Source organism: Shinella zoogloeoides, from assembly GCF_030733845.1.
GTDB lineage: Bacteria > Pseudomonadota > Alphaproteobacteria > Rhizobiales > Rhizobiaceae > Shinella > Shinella zoogloeoides_C.
Genome location: NZ_CP132311.1, coordinates 3,345,715 through 3,369,519 on the forward strand (window position 1 = coordinate 3,345,715; position 23,805 = coordinate 3,369,519).

Annotated in this window: 25 protein-coding genes; 9 read left to right on the plus strand and 16 right to left on the minus strand. The window is 65.3% G+C overall.

The features are described from left to right. Nucleotides 1–26: 26 nt before the first annotated feature. From Q9316_RS17500 to sdhC, 10 genes are all read right to left on the minus strand, one after another. Nucleotides 27–3,023, minus strand: a complete 2,997-nt coding sequence (locus Q9316_RS17500; RefSeq protein WP_306032840.1) for a 2-oxoglutarate dehydrogenase E1 component — start codon at nucleotides 3,021–3,023, stop codon at nucleotides 27–29. A 120-nt stretch (nucleotides 3,024–3,143) separates the two neighbouring features. Next, nucleotides 3,144–4,046, minus strand: a complete 903-nt coding sequence (gene sucD / locus Q9316_RS17505) for a succinate--CoA ligase subunit alpha (RefSeq protein ID WP_306032841.1) — start codon at nucleotides 4,044–4,046, stop codon at nucleotides 3,144–3,146. A 17-nt stretch (nucleotides 4,047–4,063) separates the two neighbouring features. Next, a complete protein-coding gene (gene sucC / locus Q9316_RS17510; RefSeq protein ID WP_306032842.1) occupies nucleotides 4,064–5,257 on the minus strand; it encodes an ADP-forming succinate--CoA ligase subunit beta in 1,194 nt (397 codons plus the stop codon). A 27-nt stretch (nucleotides 5,258–5,284) separates the two neighbouring features. Next, the gene (gene mdh, locus Q9316_RS17515; RefSeq protein WP_306032843.1) at nucleotides 5,285–6,247 is read right to left on the minus strand and encodes a malate dehydrogenase; all 963 of its coding nucleotides are present in this window, start codon (nucleotides 6,245–6,247) and stop codon (nucleotides 5,285–5,287) included. 177 nt (nucleotides 6,248–6,424) lie between these two features. Then, nucleotides 6,425–7,606 (minus strand): cell division protein ZapE, encoded by a 1,182-nt coding sequence (zapE, locus tag Q9316_RS17520; protein WP_306032844.1) that lies wholly within the window; start codon nucleotides 7,604–7,606, stop codon nucleotides 6,425–6,427. 37 nt (nucleotides 7,607–7,643) lie between these two features. Further along, nucleotides 7,644–8,186 carry a protease inhibitor Inh/omp19 family protein gene (locus Q9316_RS17525; RefSeq protein WP_306032845.1) on the minus strand — a complete coding sequence of 181 codons (543 nt, stop codon included), beginning with the start codon at nucleotides 8,184–8,186 and terminating at the stop codon, nucleotides 7,644–7,646. A gap of 144 nt (nucleotides 8,187–8,330) precedes the next feature. Next, nucleotides 8,331–9,110, minus strand: a complete 780-nt coding sequence (locus Q9316_RS17530; protein WP_306032847.1) for a succinate dehydrogenase iron-sulfur subunit — start codon at nucleotides 9,108–9,110, stop codon at nucleotides 8,331–8,333. An 18-nt stretch (nucleotides 9,111–9,128) separates the two neighbouring features. Continuing rightward, entirely contained in the window at nucleotides 9,129–10,970 is a 1,842-nt protein-coding gene (gene sdhA / locus Q9316_RS17535) for a succinate dehydrogenase flavoprotein subunit (protein ID WP_306032848.1), read from the minus strand. A 6-nt stretch (nucleotides 10,971–10,976) separates the two neighbouring features. Then, a complete protein-coding gene (gene sdhD / locus Q9316_RS17540) occupies nucleotides 10,977–11,357 on the minus strand; it encodes a succinate dehydrogenase, hydrophobic membrane anchor protein (RefSeq protein ID WP_306032849.1) in 381 nt (126 codons plus the stop codon). Nucleotides 11,358–11,367: 10 nt separating this feature from the next. Then, a complete protein-coding gene (sdhC, locus tag Q9316_RS17545) occupies nucleotides 11,368–11,760 on the minus strand; it encodes a succinate dehydrogenase, cytochrome b556 subunit (protein WP_306032850.1) in 393 nt (130 codons plus the stop codon). 300 nt (nucleotides 11,761–12,060) lie between these two features. Between sdhC and Q9316_RS17550 the strand changes: the two genes are divergently transcribed. Then, nucleotides 12,061–12,495, plus strand: coding sequence for a hypothetical protein (locus Q9316_RS17550; protein WP_306032851.1), 435 nt, complete (start codon nucleotides 12,061–12,063; stop codon nucleotides 12,493–12,495). A gap of 15 nt (nucleotides 12,496–12,510) precedes the next feature. Here the strand turns inward: Q9316_RS17550 and Q9316_RS17555 are convergent, their stop codons facing one another. Genes Q9316_RS17555 through tsaD form a run of 5 tightly spaced genes read right to left on the minus strand, consistent with a single transcriptional unit; the run spans nucleotide 12,511 to nucleotide 16,052 of the window. Then, nucleotides 12,511–13,164: a class I SAM-dependent methyltransferase gene (locus Q9316_RS17555; RefSeq protein WP_306032852.1), complete on the minus strand. Its 654-nt coding sequence runs from the start codon at nucleotides 13,162–13,164 to the stop codon at nucleotides 12,511–12,513. Between the two features lie 40 nt (nucleotides 13,165–13,204). Next, on the minus strand, nucleotides 13,205–13,636 hold the full coding sequence (locus Q9316_RS17560; RefSeq protein ID WP_306032853.1) for an EVE domain-containing protein: 432 nt from the start codon (nucleotides 13,634–13,636) through the stop codon (nucleotides 13,205–13,207). A 6-nt stretch (nucleotides 13,637–13,642) separates the two neighbouring features. Further along, on the minus strand, nucleotides 13,643–13,936 hold the full coding sequence (locus Q9316_RS17565) for a YciI-like protein (protein ID WP_306032854.1): 294 nt from the start codon (nucleotides 13,934–13,936) through the stop codon (nucleotides 13,643–13,645). Nucleotides 13,937–13,974: 38 nt separating this feature from the next. Next, nucleotides 13,975–14,955, minus strand: coding sequence for an NAD(P)H-dependent glycerol-3-phosphate dehydrogenase (locus Q9316_RS17570; RefSeq protein ID WP_306035347.1), 981 nt, complete (start codon nucleotides 14,953–14,955; stop codon nucleotides 13,975–13,977). 2 nt (nucleotides 14,956–14,957) lie between these two features. Then, on the minus strand, nucleotides 14,958–16,052 hold the full coding sequence (tsaD, locus tag Q9316_RS17575) for a tRNA (adenosine(37)-N6)-threonylcarbamoyltransferase complex transferase subunit TsaD (protein ID WP_306032855.1): 1,095 nt from the start codon (nucleotides 16,050–16,052) through the stop codon (nucleotides 14,958–14,960). A gap of 73 nt (nucleotides 16,053–16,125) precedes the next feature. On the opposite strand from tsaD, the gene hemC reads away from it, so the two are divergent. The 7 genes from hemC to Q9316_RS17610 all read left to right on the plus strand — a co-directional run bounded on the left by hemC (nucleotide 16,126) and on the right by Q9316_RS17610 (nucleotide 22,386). After that, a complete protein-coding gene (gene hemC / locus Q9316_RS17580; protein ID WP_306032856.1) occupies nucleotides 16,126–17,055 on the plus strand; it encodes a hydroxymethylbilane synthase in 930 nt (309 codons plus the stop codon). A gap of 3 nt (nucleotides 17,056–17,058) precedes the next feature. Further along, on the plus strand, nucleotides 17,059–17,784 hold the full coding sequence (locus Q9316_RS17585) for a uroporphyrinogen-III synthase (RefSeq protein ID WP_306032857.1): 726 nt from the start codon (nucleotides 17,059–17,061) through the stop codon (nucleotides 17,782–17,784). 98 nt (nucleotides 17,785–17,882) lie between these two features. Next, nucleotides 17,883–19,136 (plus strand): COG4223 family protein, encoded by a 1,254-nt coding sequence (locus tag Q9316_RS17590; protein ID WP_306032858.1) that lies wholly within the window; start codon nucleotides 17,883–17,885, stop codon nucleotides 19,134–19,136. 13 nt (nucleotides 19,137–19,149) lie between these two features. After that, on the plus strand, nucleotides 19,150–20,757 hold the full coding sequence (locus tag Q9316_RS17595; RefSeq protein ID WP_306032859.1) for a heme biosynthesis protein HemY: 1,608 nt from the start codon (nucleotides 19,150–19,152) through the stop codon (nucleotides 20,755–20,757). Between the two features lie 26 nt (nucleotides 20,758–20,783). Beyond that, complete coding sequence (locus Q9316_RS17600; protein ID WP_306032860.1) at nucleotides 20,784–21,269, plus strand: tellurite resistance TerB family protein; 486 nt, start codon at nucleotides 20,784–20,786, stop codon at nucleotides 21,267–21,269. 3 nt (nucleotides 21,270–21,272) lie between these two features. Then, complete coding sequence (locus Q9316_RS17605; RefSeq protein WP_306032861.1) at nucleotides 21,273–21,989, plus strand: glutamine amidotransferase; 717 nt, start codon at nucleotides 21,273–21,275, stop codon at nucleotides 21,987–21,989. Nucleotides 21,990–22,089: 100 nt separating this feature from the next. After that, a complete protein-coding gene (locus tag Q9316_RS17610; protein WP_133034532.1) occupies nucleotides 22,090–22,386 on the plus strand; it encodes a YggT family protein in 297 nt (98 codons plus the stop codon). A 106-nt stretch (nucleotides 22,387–22,492) separates the two neighbouring features. On the opposite strand, the gene ppa is transcribed toward Q9316_RS17610, so the two are convergent. Then, nucleotides 22,493–23,026, minus strand: coding sequence for an inorganic diphosphatase (gene ppa / locus Q9316_RS17615; protein ID WP_306032862.1), 534 nt, complete (start codon nucleotides 23,024–23,026; stop codon nucleotides 22,493–22,495). Between the two features lie 135 nt (nucleotides 23,027–23,161). Between ppa and Q9316_RS17620 the strand changes: the two genes are divergently transcribed. After that, nucleotides 23,162–23,776, plus strand: coding sequence for a hypothetical protein (locus tag Q9316_RS17620; RefSeq protein WP_306032863.1), 615 nt, complete (start codon nucleotides 23,162–23,164; stop codon nucleotides 23,774–23,776). Nucleotides 23,777–23,805: the final 29 nt, after the last annotated feature.

Consider the following 23,805-nt stretch of genomic DNA (forward strand, 5'->3'; position numbering starts at 1 on the left):
TCGCGGTTACGGGAAAACTGGGCGGATCAACCGCCCAGCGCGTCCTCGAGGAAGGCAGCGAGCTGCGCGAGATGCTTGGACATCAGACCCGTCGCCGGCGAGGCCGCGGCCGGGCGGCCGGTATAGCGCACGCGCTGGTACTTGGCGTCGATATGGGCAAGAACCCATTCGAGGTAGGGGTCGATGAAGGCCCAGCCGCCCATGTTCTTGGGCTCTTCCTGGCACCAGACCATCTCGGCATTGCGGAAGCGGCTGAGCTCGTTGATCAGCGCCTTGGCCGGGAACGGGTAGAGCTGTTCCAGGCGCAAGAGGTAGACGTCGTCGATGCCGCGCTTCTCGCGCTCTTCCAGAAGGTCGTAATAGACCTTGCCCGAGCACATCACGACGCGGCGGATCTTGGCGTCCTTCTGAAGCTTGATCGGGCCGTCCTTGATGACCTCGGCGTCGTCCCACAGCAGGCGGTGGAACGAGCTTTCGCCCGCCATCTCCGACAGCGAGGAGACCGCGCGCTTGTGGCGCAGCAGGGACTTCGGCGTCATCATGATCAGCGGCTTGCGGAAGTCGCGCTTCACCTGGCGGCGCAGGATGTGGAAGTAGTTCGCCGGCGTCGTGACGTTGGCGACCTGCATGTTGTCCTCGGCGCACATCTGCAGCCAGCGTTCGAGGCGGGCGGAGGAGTGCTCCGGACCCTGGCCCTCATAGCCGTGCGGCAGCAGGCAGACGAGGCCGGACATGCGCAGCCACTTGCGTTCGCCCGACGAGATGAACTGGTCGAAGACGACCTGCGCGCCGTTTGCGAAGTCGCCGAACTGGGCTTCCCACAGCGTCAGCGCGTTCGGGCGGGCGAGCGAATAGCCGTATTCGAAGCCGAGAACCGCTTCTTCCGAGAGCATCGAGTTGATGACCTCGTAGCGGGCCTGCGTCGGCGAAAGGTTGGCGAGCGGGATGTAGCGGTCTTCGGTCTCCTGATCGTAGAGGACCGTGTGGCGCTGCGAGAAGGTGCCGCGCTCGCAATCCTGGCCGGACAGGCGGATCTTCGTGCCCTCGACGCAGAGCGTGCCGAAGGCAAGCGCTTCCGCCATCGCCCAGTCGATGCCCTCGCCCGTCTCGATCATCTGCGCGCGGTTGTCCATGAAGCGCTGAATGGTCTTGTGGGCCTTGAAGCCTTCCGGAATGGTCGAGATCTTGCGGCCGATTTCCTTCAGCTGCTTCATCGGCACGGAGGTCTTGCCGCGGCGCTGTTCGTCCTGGTTGTCGGCCGAGCGCAGGCCCGACCAGGCGCCGTCCAGCCAGTCGGCCTTGTTCGGCTTGTAGGACTGGCCGGCCTCGAATTCCTGCTCGAGATTGGCGCGCCAATCGGCCTTCATCTTCTCGAATTCGCCCTCGCTGATCACGCCCTCGGCAATGAGGCGCGAACCGTAGAGGTTGACGACCGTCTTGTGGGCGCGGATCGCCTTGTACATCTTCGGCTGCGTGAACGCGGGCTCGTCGCCTTCGTTATGGCCGAAGCGGCGATAGCAGAACATGTCCAGCACGACCGGCTTGTGGAACTTCATGCGGAATTCGGTCGCGATCTTGGCGGCATAGGTCACCGCTTCCGGATCGTCGCCGTTCACATGGAAGATCGGCGCCTCGATCATCTTCGCGACATCCGACGGATAGGGCGAGGAGCGCGAGAAGGCCGGGTTCGTGGTGAAACCGATCTGGTTGTTGATGATGACGTGGACCGTGCCGGCGACGCGATGGCCGCGCAGGCCCGACAAGCCGAGGATTTCGGCCGTCACGCCCTGGCCGGCAAAGGCCGCGTCGCCATGCAGAAGCAGCGGCATGACCTGTGCCCGCTCGAACAGCGGAATGATGTCGCCCTCGAAGACCTTCGCCATCTGGTCCTGCTTGGCGCGGGCCTTGCCCATGACGACAGGGTTGACGATTTCGAGGTGCGAAGGGTTGGCGGTCAGCGACAGGTGCACCTTGTTGCCGTCGAACTCGCGGTCCGAGGAAGCGCCGAGGTGGTACTTCACGTCGCCCGAACCTTCCACCTCGTCCGGCGCGTAGGAGCCGCCCTTGAACTCGTGGAAGACGGCACGGTGAGGCTTGGCCATCACGTTGGTCAGAACGTTGAGACGGCCGCGATGGGCCATGCCGAGCACGATTTCCTTGAGGCCGAGCTGGCCGCCGCGCTTGATGATCTGCTCCAGCGCCGGGATCAGCGATTCGCCGCCGTCGAGGCCGAAGCGCTTGGTGCCCTTGTACTTGACGTCGATGAACTGCTCGAAGCCTTCCGCCTCGATCAGCTTCTGCAGGATCGCCTTTTTGCCCTCGGGCGTGAAGTCGACGCCCTTGTCCGGGCCTTCGATGCGCTCCTGGATCCAGCCCTTCTCTTCCGGGTTGGAGATATGCATGAACTCGACGCCGATCGTCGAGCAGTAGGTGCGCTCGAGGATTTCGACCATCTCGCGCACGGTCGCGTATTCGAGGCCGAGCACGTTGTCGATGAAGATCTTGCGGTCGAGATCCTTGTCCTCGAAACCGTAGTTCGAGGGCGAAAGCTCATGGTAGTCCTCGACCGGGGCGGCGATGCCCAGCGGGTCGAGCTTGGCGTGCAGGTGGCCGCGGGCGCGGTAGGCGCGGATCATCATGATGGCGCGCACGCTGTCGCGCGTCGCCTGGTTGACGTCGGCCTGGTTGACGGGCGCGCCGGTCTGGGCGGCGACGGCCTCGGCCTTCGCCTGTACCTTCTTCTCGAGAACCTTCTCGACGACGCCCCAGTTGCCGTCGAGCGCCGAGACGAGTTCGCCATTGGCGACGATCGGCCAGTTCGCGCGCTTCCAGGAGGCGCCCTTGGCCGCCTTCACGATGTCGGAGGGCTGGTCTTCGAGGGCCCTGAAGAAGGCCTGCCATTCCTCGCCGACAGAGGCGGGGTCCGCCTCGTACCGGGCATAGAGCTGTTCGATATAGGCTGCGTTCGCCCCGTCGAGGAAGGACGTGGCCAGAAATTGTTCGTTGGCGTCTTGCCGTGCCATGGTGTTTTTGCGGGCGTGCGGCCCGCCTCCCGAACGATCGTGTTGTTGCCACCCGGCGAGCCTCACCGGGAAGAGACGGTCCGGCCGGCAATTTTCAGCCGGCCGGACCTCTTTTGTTTCTCAGCCCTTGAGGACTTCGACCAGGGTCTTGCCGAGACGTGCCGGCGAGGGCGAGACGCGGATGCCTGCGGCTTCCATCGCCGCGATCTTGGATTCAGCATCGCCCTTGCCGCCGGAAACGACCGCGCCGGCATGGCCCATGGTGCGGCCCTTCGGCGCGGTGCGGCCCGCGATGAAGCCGGCCATCGGCTTCTTGCGGCCCTTCTTGGCCTCGTCGATGAGGAACTGCGCCGCATCTTCTTCCGCCGAGCCGCCGATTTCGCCGATCATGATGATCGAGGTCGTGGCGTCGTCGGCAAGGAACATCTCAAGCACGTCGATGAACTCGGTGCCCTTGACCGGGTCGCCGCCGATGCCGACGGCCGTCGTCTGGCCGAGGCCCTCGTTGGAGGTCTGGAAAACGGCTTCATAGGTCAGCGTGCCGGAGCGCGAGACGATGCCGACCGAACCCTTGCGGAAGATCGAGCCCGGCATGATGCCGATCTTGCATTCTTCCGGCGTCAGGATGCCGGGGCAGTTGGGCCCAAGCAGGCGCGAGGAGGAGCGGTCGAGGCGGGCCTTGACGCGCACCATGTCGGCCACCGGGATGCCTTCGGTGATGCAGGTGATGAACGGGATCTCGGCGTCGATCGCCTCGATGATCGCGTCCGCGGCGCCGGCCGGCGGAACGTAGATCACGGATGCGTCGGCACCGGTCTTTTCGCGGCCTTCGGCGACGGAGGCGAAGATCGGCAGGCTTTCGCCCTTCGAGCCGGTCCAGGTTTCGCCGCCCTTCTTCGGGTGGATGCCGCCGACCATCTGCGTGCCGTAATAGGCGAGCGCCTGTTCGGTATGGAAGGTGCCGGTCTTGCCGGTCAGGCCCTGAACGAGGACCTTGGTGTTCTTGTTGACGAGAATCGACATTAGGTCAGGTCCTTCAGTTAGCCGTTGATCGCGGCGACGATCTTCTTGGCGGCGTCGTCCAGATCATCGGCGGCGGTGATCGCCAGGCCCGATTCGTTCAGGATCTTCTTGCCAAGCTCGACATTCGTGCCTTCGAGGCGAACGACCAGCGGAACCTTGAGGCCGACTTCCTGCACGGCTGCGACCACGCCTTCGGCGATGACGTCGCACTTCATGATGCCGCCGAAGATGTTGACGAGGATGCCCTCGACCTTCGGGTCGGCCGTGATGATCTTGAAGGCCGCCGCGACCTTCTCCTTGCCGGCACCGCCGCCGACGTCGCAGAAGTTCGCCGGCTCCTTGCCGTAGAGCTTGATGATGTCCATCGTCGCCATGGCAAGGCCCGCGCCGTTGACCATGCAGCCGATATTGCCGTCGAGCGCCACGTAGGCGAGATCCCACTTGGAGGCCTCGATTTCCTTGGCGTCCTCTTCGGTCTCGTCGCGCAGCGCCTTGATGTCGTCGTGGCGGAACAGCGCGTTGCCGTCGAACGAGACCTTGGCGTCGAGAACGCGCATGCGGCCGTCCTTCATGACGATCAGCGGGTTGATCTCGAGCAGGCTCATGTCCTTCTCGACGAAGGCCTTGTAGAGGATCGGGAAGAGTTTTTCCGCGTCCGCCTTGGCTTCGCCGTCGAGCTTCAGGGCCGAGGTGAGTTCGGCGAGATCGGCCGCGGTGACGCCGGCTTCCGGGTTGATCGCGACGTTGACGATCTTTTCCGGCGTGTCATGCGCGACGGCCTCGATGTCCATGCCGCCTTCCGTCGAGACGACGAAGGCAACCTGGCCGACCGAGCGGTCGACGAGCAGCGAGAGGTAGAGTTCGCGGTCGATGTCCGCGCCGTCCTCGATATAGAGGCGGTTCACCTGCTTGCCGGCGGGGCCGGTCTGCGCGGTGACGAGCGTGTTGCCGAGCATTTCCTTGGCATGGGCCTTGGCTTCATCGATCGAGAAGGCGAGGCGAACGCCGCCCTTGGCGTCGGGCGAGAGTTCCTTGAACTTGCCCTTGCCGCGGCCGCCGGCATGGATCTGGCTCTTGACCACGTAGAGCGGGCCGGGGAGCGACTTCGCAGCCGCTTCAGCCTCGTCGGCGGAGAAGATAGCGACGCCCTCGGCGACCGGCGCGCCGAAGCTCTTGAGCAGAGCCTTGGCCTGATATTCATGAATGTTCATGGGGATGATCCTGTCTGGATTCCGGGATTACTTCAGCGCGGGCGCGATGTTGATGCAGGCTTCGCAGAGGCCGGCGACTGCACCGACCGACTTGTCGAACGCTTCCTGCTCGGCCTTGTTGAGGTCGATCTCGACGATGCGCTCGACGCCGCCGGCGCCGATGACGGTGGGCACGCCGACATACATGTCCTTCACGCCGTACTGGCCGGAGAGGTAGGCCGCGCAGGGCAGGACGCGCTTCTTGTCTTTGAGGTAGGATTCGGCCATCTCGATGGCGGAGGCGGCCGGGGCGTAGTAGGCCGAGCCGGTCTTCAGCAGGCCGACGATCTCGGCACCGCCGTCACGGGTGCGCTGGATGATTTCTTCCAGGCGCTCCTTGGTGACCCAGCCCATCTTGATGAGGTCGGTCAGCGGAATGCCGGCAACGGTCGAGTAACGGGCGAGCGGCACCATCGTGTCGCCATGGCCGCCGAGAACGAAGGCGGTGACGTCCTGGACGGAGACCTTGAATTCTTCGGAGAGGAAGAGGCGGAAGCGGGCCGAGTCCAGCACGCCGGCCATGCCGACGACCATGTTCTTCGGCAGGCCGGAGAACTTCTGCAGCGCCCAGACCATCGCGTCGAGCGGGTTGGTGATGCAGATGACGAAGGCGTTCGGGGCATATTTCTTGATGCCGGCGCCGACCTGTTCCATGACCTTGAGGTTGATGCCGAGCAGGTCGTCGCGGCTCATGCCCGGCTTGCGGGCGACGCCGGCGGTGACGATGCAGACATCGGCGCCTTCGATGGCGGCGTAGTCGCTGGCACCCGTCAGCGAGGCATTGAAGCCCTCGACCGGCGAGGACTGGGCAATATCGAGGCCCTTGCCCTGCGGAATGCCATCGGCGATGTCGAAGAGGACGATGTCGCCCAGCTCCTTCAGGCCGGCCAGATGCGCCAGCGTGCCACCGATCATTCCAGAACCAATAAGTGCGATCTTCTTGCGGGCCATGAAAGCTTCCTCTTGCTCCGATCAACAGGCCCCGAATGTCGCAATTGCAGGACCTTTCGGCGCAAGGGCTTACGCTTCCTGGGTTAAAAATTCAACACATACTTTTGGACTGAAATATTTCAATCGGTTAGATGACAAAATTCTTACGTAAACGTAAGTATTTCCGTCACGCTTCCGTCACGTTTCACCATACCGTGCCTCGTGGTCGTCGAGATACTCCGTGCTGCGGATCTCGATGAGGCGCGAAACCGTGCGGTCGAACTCGAAGCCTTCCGTGCCCTTGCGGGTGACGAGCAGGTTCTCCGGCGCCGCGGCTGCGGAGGCGAAAAGGCGCGCCCGGTGGTCATAGATCGTATCGACGAGATTGATGAAACGCTTGGTCTCGTTGCGCTTTTCCGCACCGAGAAGGGGCACGTGGTCTATGAAGAGCGTGTCGTAATGCGCGAGGATTTCGAGATAGTCGGCAGCGCCCAGCGGCCGCTCGCAAAGGTCGGCAAAGGAAAAGCGCGCTACGCGCCCCGCCGCCCGCGGCACCGCGATCCTGCGCCCGCGGAAGGAGATCGTCTGCGCGGTCACGGCCTTGCCCGCCGTCTCGCGCCGCCAGGCCGCATCCATCGCCATGTCGGCTTCATCGCCGAGCGGATGGCGGAAGACCGGCAGGCCGCTGTCCTTCTCCAGGCGATAGTCCGTCAGGGAATCGAGCGGCATGATCTCGACATGCTGCTTCAGCAGATCGACGAAGGGCAGGAAGAGGCCGCGATTGAGGCCGTCCTTGTAGAGATTATCCGGCTCGACGTTCGACGTCGCCACGAGAATGCAGCCGCGCTGGAACAGCTCACCGAAAAGCCGCGACAGGATCATCGCATCGGCAATGTCCGTCACGGAAAACTCGTCGAAGCAGAGAAGCCGCGCCTCTTCGATCAGGCTTGCCGCCACCGGCGGCACGGGATCGGCCTGCTTCGTCTCCCCCGCCTTCAGCTTCTGCCGGTGCTTGTGGATGCGGTCATGCACATCCGCCATGAATTCATGGAAATGCGCCCGGCGCTTGCGCTTGATGGGCGAAAGCTCGAAGAACATGTCCATGAGCATGGTCTTGCCGCGCCCGACGCCGCCATGGATGTAGAGGCCCTTCGGAGCACCTGCGGTCTCGGGCTTGCGGGAAGCGAAGAGCCAGCCGAGCGCGCTGGACTTGCGCGCCGGCCGCTGGGCATGGACCGCGCCGAGCAGCCGGTCGAACCGCGCCGCCATCGCCTTCTGGGCCGGGTCGGGTTGTAGCGCGCCGCTGGCGACGAGGTCCGCCAGCCTATCCGAAACGCCACGGTCCGGATGTGTCGAGACCCTGTCCCAGTCCTTGGCCATGGGAGGAAATTATCCGTGTCTTTTCAGGAAGGCGGGATCAGCGCGAGAGGCTGACGGGCTGGCCGGAATTGGTCGAGCCGTCGAAGCGGGAATCGGCCGTCTTGTAGAGGCGCGCGATCGGATTGCCGCCACGGTCCTTCAGCACGACCTGCTTGCCGGCGACTTCCCAGGAGCCCATCGCGGTCAGTTCGCCCGCGCAGCCACGCGTGCCGCCGCGCGAACCGCTGCCGAGATTGGTGAGCGTCAGGAACATGTCGCAGGAGGATGGGCCGCTCGCCACGCGCCAGTTGCCGACCATGGCTTCCTTCTTGACGTCGAGCGCGCTTGCCGCCGCAGCCGTGTCCGTTCCAGTGCCGGTTCCCGTCGCCATCGCCGTGTCGGTCGCCGGCTTTTCCGGGAACTGGCCGCTGGTATCGGTCGTCGGGTCGGGAAGCTGGCTCGAGGAGACAGTACCGATCGGCTGGGCTTCGAGCGGCGTGATGTTCTGCTGCGTATTGACGCTGCCCATCGACCCGGTCCGCTGGCAACCGGCCAGAGCAAGCGCCATCATCAGTCCGCCCGCTACCTGTACAATCCGCATGTCGATACTCCCGATATCTGCCCAGACACTGCTGCCGTGCAGCAATTCACGCCGAATTAACGTGAATCGCCCGCGCGAATCAAGATGAAACGGCCCGATTGTCCAGACCACTTCCTCACGTTTCGTAAACGCCGCTTATCTAGGTCAGAGACGGCGCTCGACCATCATCTTCTTGATTTCGCCGATCGCCTTGGCCGGGTTGAGGCCCTTCGGGCAGGCCTGGGCGCAGTTCATGATCGTGTGGCAGCGATAGAGGCGGAAGGGATCTTCCAGATTGTCGAGGCGTTCCCCGGTCGCTTCGTCACGGCTGTCGATGAGCCAGCGGTAGGCCTGGAGCAGGACGGCGGGACCGAGGTACCGATCGCCGTTCCACCAGTAGCTCGGACAGGAGGTCGAGCAGCAGGCGCACAGGATGCACTCGTAGAGGCCGTCGAGCTTCAGGCGGTCCTCGTGGCTCTGCTTCCATTCCTTGGCCGGCGTCGGCGACACGGTTTTCAGCCACGGCTCGATGGAGCGGTGCTGGGCGTAGAAGTTGGTCAGATCCGGAACGAGGTCCTTCACGACGGGCATATGCGGCAGCGGGTAGACCTTCACGGTGCCATTCACCTCGTCCAGGCCCTTGGTGCAGGCGAGCGTGTTGGTGCCGTCGATGTTCATGGCGCAGGAGCCGCAGATGCCTTCGCGGCAGGAGCGGCGCAGCGTCAGCGTCGGGTCGATGTTGTTCTTGATGTAGAGGAGCGCGTCCAGAACCATCGGGCCGCAATCGTCGACGTCGATGTAGAACGTGTCGATCGACGGGTTCTTCCCGTCGTCGGGATTCCAGCGGTAGATGCGCAGCTCGCGGGTGTTGGTGGCCCCGGCCGGCTTCGGCCAGACCTTGCCCTCGGTCATCTGCGAGTTCTTCGGGAGAGCGAGTTCAACCATGTCCTGTTCTCCTCGGGATCAGTAGACGCGAGCCTTGGGCTCGATCTTCTTGGGATCGATCCCGTCAGCGATGAGGTCGGTGTGCACCGGGCGATAGTCGAGCTTCACGTCGCCCGCCTCGTTCACCCAGGCCAGTGTGTGCTTGCGCCAGTTGACGTCGTCGCGGCCGGCAAAGGGGCCGTCGACATAGTCTTCGCGGGCATGCGAGCCGCGGCTTTCCTTGCGAGCCTCGGCGCCGTAGACCGTGGTGATGGCGTTGGCCATCAGGTTTTCCAGCTCCAGCGTCTCGACGAGGTCGGAGTTCCAGATCATCGAGCGGTCGGTGACCTTGATGTCGGGCATTTCCTGCCAGATGGCGGTCATGCGCCTGCAGCCGCTTTCCAGCGATTCCTGCGTGCGGAACACCGCCGCGTCTTCCTGCATGGTGCGCTGCATCTTGTCGCGCAGGATCGCCGTCGGCGTGCCGCCGTTGGCGTTCCGGAGGCGATCGAAGCGGTCCATGATCTTGTCGCAGGCGGCGATGTCGAGCGCCGGGATCGGGCCGGCGCGGTCGATCACCTGGCCGGCGCGGATCGCGGCCGCGCGACCGAAGACAACGAGGTCGATCAGCGAGTTGGAGCCGAGGCGGTTCGCGCCGTGCACCGAGGCGCAGCCGGCTTCGCCGACCGCCATCAGGCCGGGCGCGATGCGCTCCGGGTTCTGGCTGTCGGCGTTCAGCACCTCGCCCCAGTAGTTCGTGGGAACGCCGCCCATATTGTAGTGAACGGTCGGCAGGACCGGGATCGGCTCGCGCGTCACGTCGACGCCGGCGAAGATCTTCGCGCTCTCGGAAATGCCCGGCAGGCGCTCGTGCAGGACGCCCGGATCGAGATGGTCGAGGTGCAGGAAGATGTGGTCCTTGTTCTTGCCGACGCCGCGGCCTTCGCGGATTTCCATCGTCATGCAGCGCGAGACGACGTCGCGCGAAGCAAGGTCCTTGGCCGACGGCGCATAGCGCTCCATGAAGCGCTCGCCTTCGGAGTTGACGAGATAGCCGCCTTCGCCGCGTGCGCCTTCGGTGATGAGGCAGCCGGCGCCGTAGATGCCGGTCGGGTGGAACTGCACGAATTCCATGTCCTGCAGCGGCAGGCCGGCGCGGGCGATCATGCCGCCGCCGTCACCCGTGCAGGTATGCGCCGAGGTGGCGGAGAAATAGGCGCGGCCGTAGCCGCCGGTCGCCAGCACCACCATCTTGGCGGCGAAGCGATGAATCGTGCCGTCGTCGAGGTTCCAGGCGACGACGCCGGTGCATCGGCCGTCGGCCGACATGATCAGGTCGAGCGCGAAATATTCGATGAAGAATTCCGCATTGTTGCGCAGCGACTGGCCGTAGAGCGTATGCAGGATGGCGTGGCCGGTACGGTCGGCCGCAGCGCAGGTCCGTTGCACCGGCGGGCCTTCGCCGTAGTTCTGCATGTGGCCGCCGAACGGGCGCTGGTAGATCTTGCCTTCCTCGTTGCGCGAGAAGGGCACGCCGTAGTGCTCGAGTTCATAGACCGCCTTCGGCGCTTCCATGGCGAGATACTGCATGGCGTCGACGTCGCCGAGCCAGTCGGAACCCTTGACGGTGTCGTAGAGGTGCCACTGCCAACTGTCCGGCGTCATGTTCTGCAGCGAGGCCGCGATGCCGCCCTGGGCGGCGACGGTGTGCGAACGCGTCGGGAAGACCTTCGTGATGCAGGCCGTCTTGAGGCCCTGCTCGGCCATGCCGAGCGTGGCGCGCAGGCCCGCGCCGCCGGCGCCGACGACGATCACGTCGAAGGAATGGTCCACATAGGTATAGGCCTTGCCGTTGGCCGCCGGGGAGGAGATCGCTGCCATGATGGATTATCCTGCGAAAGCGATTTTGAGGACGGCGAAAAGACAGAGCCCGCCGACCAGGATCGCGAAGAAGGTGTTGAGCATGAGGAGGCCGATCTTCACGCCTTCCGCGTGCACGTAGTCCTCGATGATGACCTGCATGCCGAGCTTCATGTGGATGAGGCCGGACACGACGACGAGGCCCATGAGGACGGCGACGATCGGGTTCGACAGGGCGGCCGTCACTTCCGCGAAGGAAGCGCCATTGTAGCAGATGAGGAAGCCGACGAAGAAGATGAGGAGCGGCACGTTGGCGACGGCCGTCAGGCGCTGGCGCCAGAAATGCTCCGTGCCGTCTTTTGCCGAGCCGAGACCACGAACCTTGCCGAGGGGAGTGCGCATGTCCATGGGGCTCTCCTCAGCGGGCCAGGTAGCCGGCAACCCAGACCAGCACCGTCAGGGCGACGGCGACGACCGGAGTTGCGAGCGCGAGTTTGGTGGAAAAGTGCTTCTCGTAGCCGTGGCCCATGTCCCACATGAAATGGCGAAGGCCCCCGAGCATGTGCTGCATCAGCGCCCAGGTATAGCCGAACAGCACGAGACGACCGATCAGCGTGCCGAAGAACCAGTTGACCCAGTCGAAATAGGCCTCGCCGGACGCAGCTGCGATCAGCCACCAGGCGACCAGGATGGTGCCGAAGTAGAGCGCTGCGCCGGTGATGCGGTGTACGATGGACATGACCATCGTCGGGATCGGTTTGTAGACCTGGAGATGCGGCGAGAGCGGCCGGCTTCGAGTGACATTCGCCATCTGAACCTCACGGAACCCCGGAGAGCCAAAACTGGACAAATTTTCTCCGGAATTGCAGTATGTTGTGCACAATGCAGTGATTGCGACGTTTAATCACCGGAAAGCGGAACCACAAGCCTCATTGCAGTGCAAAATGAATTTAATCGATTAGACGGCGTGCCCTGATCTGCACCGTTCCGGCACGCTCCGCCGGCGTTAACCACAGTCTCGAATTTCATAAGCAAATCCGTGACTTTCGCTGCAGCCTGCCCCATCTTGCCGTTAAGGATTTGTTAAGCGTAATCCGGAAGGCAGGACAGAATGACTCTGTTATCAGCGCTGCGTGCGACCAAAGTCTTAGGGCTCTCGGTCGTGCTTGTCGCAGGCGGCATGACGGCCGCCGACGCCCGTGACGGCTGGCACCCCCGCCATCATCACGGCCACCATTCCCGGTTCAAGAAGCTCCCGACGCTTGAGCAGGACAGCCACGGCGGCCAATTGGGTACCGAGCTTCGATACGACCGAAGCGACCGGCAGTTCGGGCATAGGACCCGCGATTTCTACAGCGGCGCGATCTCCGCCTATCGCGACTACGGCAACGGCACCTATTTCTATGTCGACAACGGCAGCGTGATCGAGTGGAACGGCCGACCGGAAAAGCGCCATAGGAGCCGGTCGAAGGTCATCGCCGTGACGCCGGGCCTGAGCGGTTGCTCATGGGAAGCCGGCGTCTGCGTGATCCGCCCCGGCCTCTAACGCCGAAGCAGCGCCTTACGGGATTGTCTTGAACCGCCAGACCGTCGTCTTCTTGACTTCGCTGTCCTCAAGCGCGCGCGTCACCGGCACCGCGTAGGTGGCGAGCGCTTCCATGCGCCCGCGCGGGCAATAGGCCCGGCCGGGATCGCCGACCAGCACGGTCGCGCCGCGCGCGGCCAGCGTCGAGAACCAGGGAATGAGGACATCGGCGAAGGCACGATCGTAGAAGACGTCGCCGGCCAGCACCACGTCCCAGCCCGCATCGCGCCCGACAAGGTTGTCGGCGGTGTAGCCGAGCACCACATCATTGAGCGCGGCATTCAGCCTTATCGCGGTTTCGCTCCAGGGATCGATATCGGCCGCCAGCACCGCGGCTGCGCCGGCCTTGTGCGCAGCAATACCGACGAGGCCGGAGCCGCTGGCGAAATCCAGCACCGATTTTCCGGCGACCAGACCCGGATGGTCGAGCACATGGCGGGCAAGCCCCTGCCCGCCCGCCCAGGCGAAGGCCCAGAAGGGCGGCGGAAGGCCGATCTCCTCCAGCTCCTCCTCGGTCTTCAACCAAAGGTCATGCGCCTCGGTGGCCAGCCGCAGCCTCACCTCCGGCACATGCGGCGGCGCCAGCACGTCCGTGTTGTCGCGGATGAAGATCTCGGGATCCGTCTTCACGGCAGCGCCGCTGCGCAAGCGATGCGGAGGAGCAAAGCCATCAGCGCGGCGGGTCGTCGAGGCCGCCCATGCGGCAAACCTCGATCCACTCTTCCTCCGTCACCGGCTGCACCGAGAGGCGCATGGAGGTGACGAGCGACATGTTGGCGAGCTTCGGATTGGCCTTGATGTCCTTCAGCGACACGGGCTTCGGCATGTCGCGCACGGCGCGGATGTCGACGCAGTCCCAGCGCGGGTCCTCGCCGGCCGTCGAATCGGGATGCGACAGCGCGCAGACCTCCGTGATGCCGACAACCTCCAGCCCCTCGTTGGAGTGGTAGAAGAAGCCCTTGTCGCCGATCTTCATGGCCCGCATGTTGTTGCGCGCCTGGTAGTTGCGCACGCCGGTCCATTCCTCGCCGGCCTTGCCGACATCCTTCTGCATCTGCCAGGACCATTTGAAGGGTTCGGACTTGTAGAGCCAGTATGCCATTGGGTCTTACGCCTCCGGATTGTTGAAGACCCAGTTCCAGGCCTTCACCTCGACCTCGGCGAAGAGCCCGGCCTTGGCGTAGGGATCGTTGTCGGCGATCTGCCGCGCCTCTTCGATCGTCTCGGCCTTGACCACGACGAGGCTGCCGGTCGGCTTGCCGTCATCACCGAGGAAGGGACCGGCGAAACCGAGCTTGCCGTCCGCTTTCAGCGCGTTGAGGTAGGCAAGGTGATCCGGGCGCGTGTCGAGGCGGATCTGAAGTGCGCCGGGCTTGTCCTTGCAGAGGAATGCAAAATGCATGAAGCGGTCCTTCCGTTGAGTGCCTTTTGGGCCTTCCATTATTCCTGGGTGATCGGGCGCGTCATGAGCTGCCCGATGGCGGTCTTCACGTCGAGCGTGCCGTCGATGATGCGCGCGACCGCGTCGGTGATCGGCATGTCGATGCCCTTGTCGGCAGCGACCCCCGAGGCAACCGAGGCGGCAAAGGCGCCCTCCACGAGGTCGCCCGACCAGCCGCTCGCATTGCCGTGCCGGCCGAGCGCGATGCCGAAGCGCAGGTTGCGCGACTGATGGCTGGTGCCCGTCAGCACAAGATCGCCGAGACCCGACAGCCCCGTCACAGTAATGCCTTCCCCGCCATGCGCCTCGACGAAACGCGAGAGTTCCGCGAGCCCGCGCGAGATCAGCGCCGCCCGGGCCGAATCGCCGAGCTGGGCGCCCTCGATGATGCCGCAGGCAATGGCCAGCACATTCTTCAAGGCGCCGCCGAGTTGCACGCCGATGCGGTCGGTGGAGGGATAGAGCCGGAAGGTGGGGCCGGAAAGCGCCTGCGCCAATGCCGCGCCGATGTCGCCGGTCCGTGCTGCGACCACCATCGCCGTCGGCAGACCCTTCGCTATATCGGCGGCAAAGCCGGGGCCGGACAGCACGGCGATCTCGCGGCCAGGCAGTTCCTCCTCCAGCACGTCCGTCAGGAGCCGGCCGGTGCCCTTTTCCATGCCCTTGGCGCAGATGACGACCGCCGTGCCCGGCGCCAGCAGCGGCGCGAGGGATCGCGCCGCCTCGCGCTGCGCCTGCGATGGCATCGCGAAAAGCACGATGCCGGCCCCGCGCACCGCTTCCGCATCGGCGCTGTAGGCGAGCGCCGCCGGCAGGTCGATGCCCGGCAGCGCCTTTTCGTTGCGGCGCGAGGCACGCATCGTGTCGACGGAAACGGTATCGCGGCCGATCAGCGTGACGTCGCCGCCGCTTGCCGCGGCCACGCTCGCCAGCGCCGTTCCGAAGGCGCCCGCGCCGACGACGGCGATCCTCGAGGAAATCGTCATGCCTTGGCTCCCCGCTTGCCGGATCCGAGAACCGTCGCCGCCGCCCGGTCGAGCGGCCAGCGCGAACGCGGCGCGACCGCAAGATCGTCCGGCGCAAAGCCCGCCGCCATGCGCTCCAGCCCCGCCCAGGCGATCATCGAGGCATTGTCGGTGCAAAGCGCCAGCGGCGGCGCGATGAAGCGGAACCGGTTCTTGTCGCACAGCGCCTGCAATGTCGAGCGCAGCTCCGCATTCGCCGCCACGCCGCCGGCAACGACGAGCGCCGGGGCCTCGGTATCCGGATAGAGCGTGCGGAACCGTTCTAGGCCGCGGCCGATGCGATCCTGCAGGGTGCGCGAGACGGCGCGCTGGAAGGAGGCACAGATATCGGCGATGTCCTGGTCCGTCACCGGCTCGATCGACTGGGCCGCCTGGCGCACGGCCGTCTTGAGGCCGGAGAAGGAAAAATCGAGCCGCGCCTCGCCGACGAGCGGGCGCGGGAAGGTGAAGCGCTTCGCATCGCCGTTCTTCGCCACGCGCTCCACCGCCGGCCCGCCGGGATAGGGCAGGCCGAGTAGCTTGGCCGTCTTGTCGAAGGCCTCGCCGAGCGCGTCGTCGATGGTGGTACCCCAGCGCTCGTAATCGTCGACGCCACGTACCAGCACGAGCTGGGTATGACCGCCGGAGACGAGCAGCATGAGATAGGGGAAGGAGAGCCCGTCCGTCAGCCGCGCCGTCAGCGCGTGGCCTTCCAGATGGTTGACCGCATAGAGCGGCTTGCCGGTCGCCCGCGCGATCGCCTTGCCGGTCATCAGCCCGACGATGAGACCGCCAATCAGCCCCGGCCCGCTGGTCGCAGCAATGGCATCGACATCCTCAAGGGAACGGTTCGCGCGCAAAAGTGCCTCGGAAATCAGGCTGTCCAGCGCCTCGACATGGGCGCGCGCCGCGATCTCCGGCACCACGCCGCCATAGGCGCTGTGCTCTTCGAGCTGGCTCAGCACGACCTCGCCGAGGATCTCGCCCCTGCCATGCGCATCGCGCGCGACGACCGCCGCGGCGGTCTCGTCGCAGCTCGTTTCGATGCCGAGAATGGTGAGAATGGACGACATGTAGCACTAGGATTGATTGCGAGAGGCCGGAAAGCCGGTTACGAGACATCCCGGTAACAATGGATCAGGACGGATGCAAACAAAACCTTTCAGGATCGGCACCCGTGGCAGCCCGCTGGCGCTCGCCCAGGCCCACGAGACCCGCACGCGCCTGATGGTGGCGCACGGCCTGCCGGAAGCGATGTTCGAGATCGTCGTGCTCTCGACGAAGGGCGACCGCATCACCGACCGCTCGCTGGCGTTGATCGGCGGCAAGGGGCTGTTCACGGAAGAGATCGAGGCGCAGCTCTCCTCCGGCGAACTCGATTTCGCCGTGCACTCCTCCAAGGACATGCCGACCAAGCTGCCGGAGGGCCTGCACCTCTCCGCCTTCCTGCCGCGCGAGGATATCCGCGATGCCTTCATCGGCCGCACCGCAAAGCGCCTCCTCGACCTGCCGCAGGGCGCGACGGTCGGCTCCGCGTCGCTGCGCCGCCAGGCGCTGATCCGCCGCCTTCGCCCCGACCTCGACGTCATCGTCTTCCGCGGCCAGGTCGATACCCGTCTCGGCAAGCTGGCCAGCGGCGAGGCCGATGCGACGCTGCTCGCCTATGCCGGTCTGAAGCGCCTCGGCAAGCTCGACGTGGCGACGGAGATCCTCGATCCCGTCTCCTTCCCCCCGGCCCCGGCACAGGGCGCGATCTGCATCGAGAGCCGTATCGGTGATGAACGCATCGACGGCCTGCTCTCCGCCATCGACGACCGGCCGACCCGCGCCGCCGTTTCCTGCGAGCGCGGCTTCCTCGCCACGCTTGACGGCTCCTGTCGCACGCCGATCGCCGGTTATGCCGAGGTGGACGGCGAACACCTGCGGTTCCGCGGCATGATCCTGACGCCTGACGGCAGCCAATTCCACGAAATCGAAACGAGCGGCGCCATTTCAAACGCCGGCCGGCTCGGCGAGGAGGCCGGCGAAACGATCCGCGCCAGGGCGGGAGCCGATTTCTTCGCAAGCTGGGGCTGATCCATGCGCGTCCTCGTCCTTCGCCCGGAGCCCGCGGCATCCCGCACCGCCGGCAGGCTCGCGGCGCTCGGACATGAGGCGGTGCTGTTGCCGCTGACGAAGGCCGAGCACGATGTCGATGCGGTGAGGACGGCGCTTGCGGCAGCCCATTCGTGCATCGCCGTCACGAGCGCGGAAGTGGCGCGCCTTCTGGGAAAACTTCGCGAAGACCTCGCCCCTCACCGCTCAACGACCGTCTTCGCCGTCGGGCAAGCGTCCGCAGACGCGATGCGGGATATCGGCTTTTCCTCCGTCTTCAGCGCGAACGGTTATGGCGAAGACCTCGCAAGACTGATCGCCGCACACACGCGGGATAGCGGCGATGCAGCCGGCTCCATCCTCTATCTCGCCGGCAATCCGCGCGCACCCGGCTTCGAGAATAGGCTTCAGGAAGCCGGCATTGCGTTCCGCACGGTCGAGAGCTACCGCATGGTACCGCTCGCCCTGTCGCAGGCCGAGACGGCGGCAGCCCTCCTGCAGCCGGTCCCGGATGCCGTGCTGCTCTATTCGCGGGAAAGCGCCCGGGCCTTTTTCGGTCTCGCGCCGCTCGCCGAAACGCCGGAGCAGTTCAATGACCTGCGTATCCTCTGCATGAGCACCAATGTCGCGGCCGCCGTGCCGGCGAATTTTGCCGCACAAGCCCTGATTGCAGGCGCGCCCAACGAGGAAAGCCTGCTCGCGCTCCTCTGAACGCAACCGACAGCAGACGAAATTGCCGCAAGGGTCTTTCCCTGCCCGCCATCCCTGTCTACGTTTAGTGCAATGCACATGAACGCGTGGAGGTCGCCATGGAACCGGAAACCCCGTCCCGTCGAAAGAAGGCCGGCGAAGAGCCCGTGACGATCGATCTCGAAGCGGCTCCCGCCGCCAGCGACGAGACCAGCCCGGCCGGGGAAACGGCCGAGGCCGAGGCGACAACAGCGGAAGCGGCGGTCTCGGAAAACGCCGCGGCGGAGACACCCGGCGAAACTGTCGAGGAAAAACAAGAACCGATCGAACCTGCGCGCGCGACTTACGAGGAGCCCGCGAAGGAACCCTTGCGCGCCGAAACGCCCCCGCCGCCGCAGCGTGGCAATGCCGGCCCGCTTGCCGCCGGCATCCTCGGCGGCCTCATCGCGCTTATCGGCGCCGGCAGCCTGCAATATGGCGGCTACCTGCCGACCCTCGGACCGGACCGGACGGGCGACACCGGCGCCGTCGCGAACCTTTCCAACGAGGTCGAGGCGCTCAAGGCCCGCCTTTCGGAAACTCCAGCTGCAAGCGCGGTCGATCTCCAGCCGATCGAGACGCGCCTTTCTGCGCTCGAGACATCGGCGGGCGAGAATACGGGCGCGGCAGGCGCCAATCCTGAGAGCGTGACCAAGCTGGAAGGCGACGTCACGCGGCTGACGACGGAACTGGCAACGCTGCGCGATGCCATCGCCCGCACCACCGAGGCGGTCCGCACCACGGAAGGCCAGCTGGTGGAACGCATCGCCGCCGCCGAGCAGAAGCTCGACGAGCCGCGCAACGACATCGAGATGGCCCGGGCGGTCGCCGCAAGCGCGCTGAAGACCGCGATCGACCGCGGCGGCTCCTACCTCGCCGAGCTTGAGGCCTTCGCCAGCGTCGCGCCGGACGATCCGTCCGTGGCGGGCCTGCGCGAACGTGCCGCCGTCGGTGTGGCGTCCCGCGCCGATCTCGTGCGCGACTTCCAGCCGACGGCCGACGCCATTCTCGACGCGATACACCAGCCGGAAGGCGACCAGGGCATCTTCAATCGCCTGATGTCGAGCGCCGCCTCGGCGATCCGCGTGCGTCCGGTTGGTAGCGTCGAAGGCGACAGCCCGGAAGCCATCGTCGCCCGCATCGAGACCAAGCTGCAGAACGGCGACTTCAAGGGCGCCCAGATCGAATGGCAGACCCTGCCGGAAAAGGGCCAGGCCGCGGCGGCGGACTACAAGCGCAAGCTCGACGAGCGCGTCGCCGTCGAAGAGCTGATCGGCACCGTCGTCTCCGGCGCCCTGAACGGCCCGGCAACCGGCACCGCCAACCAGGGCTGAGGAGAACGGCTTCATGATTCGCATTCTGGTCTTCGCCCTCTTCGTCCTCGCGCTTGCCGCCGGTTTTGCCTGGCTTGCCGACCGTCCCGGCGAACTCTCCATCATCTGGCAGGGCCAGCGCGCCGACATGAGCCTTATGGTCGCTGCAACGCTCGTCGTCTCGCTGGTCGCCGCCATCATGTTCTGTTGGTGGCTGGTGCGTGTGGTCTGGACGTCGCCGCACTCGATTCAGCGCTATTTCCGCGCTCGCAAGCGCGATCGCGGCTACCAGGCGCTCTCGACCGGCCTGATCGCGGCCGGGGCCGGCGATGCCGCGAACGCGCGCAAGATGCTGACCCGCACCAAAGGCCTCATCAGCGCCGACCAGGAACCGCTCGTCCACCTGCTCGAAGCACAGGCCGCGATGATCGAGGGCCGCTACGACGACGCGCGGAAAAAGTTCGAGCTGATGGCGGACGATCCGGAAACCCGCGAGCTCGGCTTGCGCGGCCTCTATCTCGAAGCTCGCCGCCTCGGCGCCAACGAGGCCGCCCGGCAATATGCCGAGCGCGCCGCCGAAAAGGCGCCGCAGCTTCCCTGGGCGACGGAGGCGGCGCTGGAATACCGCTCGCAGGCCGGCGACTGGGACGAGGCGCTGAAATTGCTCGGCGACGGCCGCTCCGGCTCGCCCGAGGACAAGAAGGCCTATGCCCGCCGCAAGGCCGTGCTGCTGACGGCCCGCGCATCCGCAAAACTCGATGCCGATCCGAGAGGCGCGCGCGAGGATGCGCACCAGGCCCTGAAGCTCGACGAGAATTTCGTGCCGGCCGGCCTCGTCGAGGCGAGGGCGTATCTGCGTGAAGACAATCTGCGCAAGGCCGCCTCGATCCTCGAAAAACTCTGGAAGGCGACGGCGCATGGCGATGTCGCAAAACTCTATGTCCGTGCCCGCAGCGGCGATTCCGCCGCCGACCGGCTGAAACGGGCGGAAAAGCTGGAAGCTATACGGCCGAACAATGCCGAAGCGCTCTTTGCCGTCGCCGAAGCGGCGCTCGAGGCGCGCGACTTCGCCCTTGCCCGCACCAAGGCCGAAGCCGCTGCCCGCCTTTCGCCGCGCGAAAGCGCCTTCCTGCTGCTCGCCGATATCGAGGATGCCGAAACCGGCGACCAGGGCCGCATCCGCCATTGGATGAACCAGGCGCTGAAGGCCCCGCGCGATCCGGCCTGGACGGCCGACGGCATCACCGCGCCCGAATGGCGTGCCGTCTCGCCCGTCACCGGCCGCCTCGACGCCTTCGAATGGAAGACGCCGGTCAGCCCGCTGGAAGGCCCGATCGAGGAAGGCTCGCCCGATGCCGTCGACGAGGCCATCCGCACCCTGCCCCCGCTTGCCATCGAGGAGAAGCCGGCCGTGAAGATCGCGGAGGTGGTGGAGATCGAGAAGGCGGAAACGGAAAAGCCTGTCATCGTGGCCGCGGTCGTCGACCCCGTTCCGGTGAAGACCGTCACGCCGGAAAAGGCGCCGGTGGAGGCCGTGGAAGAGAAAGAGGAACGCCCGTTCTACGGCCTGCCGGATGATCCCGGCGTCAAGGAAGGCGCCGCCGCCAAACGCGACGGCACGAGCGGTTTCCGGTTGTTCTGAGTTTGAGGGTACGGGGCCAGACATCGATGTTCGAACGCTTGCAGCACTTTCTCGCGAGCCTTTCCGGCGGCGACAAGCCGGTCTTTGCCGCCGATGACCCGCGGGTCGCCGTCATGGCGCTCTGCATCCAGGTGATGGAGGCGGATGGAAAGGTGCTGGAGGTCGAGAAGAAGGCGCTGCGCGCCCGCTTCAAGGATTTCTACGGGGTGGACGAGGCCGAGCTCGACGCCCTCGTCGCCGCCGGCACGGATGCCGAAAGCGAGGCGATCGATTTCTTCCGCTTCACCTCCGAGCTGAAACGCCAGTTGTCGGAGGAGCAGCGCGTCGCGCTGATCGGCCTTCTCTGGGAGGTCGTCTATGCGGACGGCGAGCGCAGCGAGATGGAGGACCACGCCATCTGGCGCATCGCCGACCTGATGGGCGTTTCGGGCCGCGAGCGCATCATGAAGCGCCAGGAAGTGGCCGGAAGGGTCGGCGCCGCGGTGGGCGAGGAGGAGGCGGACGAAGGCTGAGCCATGCTGGATTTTCCCCGCAAAGCCCGCGCCAGGCGCCCCGTCCTCATCGTCCTGCACCAGGAGACCTCCAGCCCCGGCCGCGTCGGCCAGATCCTGCATCAGATGGGCCATGCGCTCGACATCCGACGCCCGGTGCTGGGCGATCCGCTGCCGACGACACTCGATCGCCATGCCGGCGCCGTCGTCTTCGGCGGGCCGATGAGCGCCAATGACGACGAACCCTATCTGCGTGACGAGATCGACTGGCTTTCGGTGCCGCTTGCGGAGAACCGGCCGTTCCTCGGCATCTGCCTCGGCGCGCAGATGCTGGTGAAGAACCTTGGCGGCACGGTTTTCGGCCATGCGGAGGGCTGGGCGGAGATCGGCTGGTATCCCCTGCAGGCGACCGAGGCCGGCACCGCGCTCATGCCCTGGCCGGACATGGTCTACCAGTTCCACCGCGAAGGTTTCGACCTGCCGGCCGGCGCGACGCTGCTCGCCACCGGCCACCATTACGAGAACCAGGCCTTCCGCTATGGCGACAATGCCTGGGGCATCCAGTTCCATGGCGAGCTGACGCTTGCCATGATGCACCGTTGGGTCGTACGCGGCGCGCACCGCTTCGAATTGCCCGGCGCGCAGGTCGGCCGCGCCCATCTCGACGGCCGGCTGCTGCACGATGCCGCCCTGCGCCTCTGGATGACGTCCTTCCTCGACCGCATCTTCCACGAGGGTTGAGCGGCCCGCATTAAACATGTTGCCGCACCGCGCAGGGGCTGGCCTTGCTGGCAGGGCCCGCAATGGCTACATGTCAGCACGAAACCAATTGGAGACGTCAATGATAGCGGTCATCAATACCCTATTGTTCATCATCAGCATCGCCTGGTTCCTGGTGATCGCCTCGGCGATCTTTTCCTGGCTCTACGCGTTCAATGTCATCAACGCGAACAATCAGGTGATCGCGACCATCGGCCGCTCGCTCTACCAGCTGACCGAACCGATCTACCGCCCGATCCGCCGCGTCCTGCCGAATTTCGGCGGCGTCGATCTTTCGCCGCTCGTCGTGCTCGTCATCCTGTTCTTCCTGGAACAGGTGATCCGCAGCGTCCTCGCGCCTGCGCTACTGGCTCCGTGACACCGGCGCTGTAGCGGCGGTACCCAGAGAAAGAAAATCCTCCGGATCGATGGCGACCCGGAGGATGCAACGTCAAGGCTCGAAAGCGCCGTAGCGTGCCGAGCGCTTACTTCTGCGCGTTGTAGCGGTCGACCGCTTCCAGGATCATCTTCTTGGCGGTGCCGACATCCTGCCAGCCGGCGATCTTCACCCACTTGCCGGGCTCCAGGTCCTTGTAGTGCGTGAAGAAGTGCTCGATCTGCTTCAGCGTGATTTCCGGCAGGTCCGTGTAGTTCTCGACCTTGTCGTAGCGGCGCGTCAGCTTCGGCACCGGCACGGCGATGATCTTTTCGTCCTTGCCGCCGTCGTCTTCCATGACCAGCACGCCGATCGGGCGCACATTGATGACGCAGCCGGGAACGAGCGGGCGCGTGTTGGCGATCAGAACGTCGATCGGGTCGCCGTCTTCCGACAGCGTGTGCGGCACGAAGCCGTAATTGCCCGGATAGGTCATCGGCGTGTAGAGGAAGCGATCGACGATGAGCGCGCCGGCTTCCTTGTCCATCTCGTACTTGATCGGGTGGCCGCCGACCGGCACCTCGACAATAACGTTCACGTCGTCCGGCGGGTTCTTGCCAACGGAAATCGCATCGATGCGCATGGAGGGGCTCCCTGATTGCTGCGGATGATGGCCGGCTTCCTAATGCGAATCCCGTTGCAGCGCAACATGACTTTCGCCGAAGCCGAATAGACCGCCCGCATGCGCCGTCTCCCTGAAGACCGGAGGAATGACCCCATGCGCCCGATTCCCATCCTTCTCGCCGCCGCCGTTGCGGCCTGTTCGGCCGCAGCCGCAAAGGCCAACGAGAGCGTTTACACGGAACGCAATCTCGATGCCTGCAAGACGCTGTCCCAGCAGGACGAAGGTCCGAGCGTCACCCTGCAATGCGACGGCTACAAGGATTTCGCGGTCTATTTCAAGGAAGGCGACCTGCGGCAGAGCCAGGCCTACGGCCCGGTCAGCAAGGCCTATATCGACGAGGCCTTCGAGAGCTTCGGGCCGTTCAACCACAGCAATGCCCGCATCGAATGGCGCCTCGACGCGGACAAGAGGCCGGTCGCGACGATCCTGCGCTGGTTCGTCTCCGATCCGGAAACGACCAGCGACACCGAGACGCGCTACGGCCAGGTCCTCGTCGTCGCGACGGTCGCCACCCCGGACGATCCGACGAGCTGCGTCGTCGGCTATGTCGATGCGCTGGAAAACGAGGATGCCAACACGCTTGCCCGCAAGATCGCGGACGAGGAAGCGCCCGGCTTCACCTGCGGCACATCCGAGCCGCAATGGCATGGGCAAAGGGGCAAACTGGCAGGCGAGCCGATGCGCTACCTGCCGGAGAAGGCTGAATAGAGTATTTCCACGAAGTTTGAGGGTTCTCA